This window comes from Salmonella sp. SAL4457 (genome assembly GCF_046548235.1).
Lineage (GTDB): Bacteria > Pseudomonadota > Gammaproteobacteria > Enterobacterales > Enterobacteriaceae > Salmonella > Salmonella enterica.
This window is the reverse complement of the sequence record NZ_JBGDZO010000746.1, coordinates 1-261: the sequence shown is the minus strand read 5'-3', so window position 1 is coordinate 261 and position 261 is coordinate 1. Positions and strand designations below refer to the sequence as shown.

Below are 261 nucleotides of genomic sequence, written 5' to 3'. Positions count from 1 at the left end.
CTGCAAGGAGAGAACATGAGTCGCTCACCCATCCCTCGCCACCGAGCGTTGCTGGCCGGTTTCTGCCTGGCTGGCGCGCTGTCCGCCCAGGCTGCCACCCAGGAAGAAAACCTCGATGCGGCACAGGTCAGCGGGGATTCCTCGCAACTGACCGACAGCCACCTGGTCGCCCTGCGCCTGCAGCAGCAGGTCGAGCGCATCCGCCAGTCCCGCACCCAGTTGCTCGACGGTCTCTACCAGAACCTCAGCCAAGCCTATGAT

The 261-nt window shown here is 64.8% G+C and carries 1 protein-coding gene; it reads left to right on the top strand.

The genetic code is table 11. The features are described 5' to 3' along the window. A partial coding sequence (locus tag ACLJNW_RS26150; protein WP_410961499.1) for a hypothetical protein occupies positions 1-261 on the top strand: 261 nt, incomplete at both ends.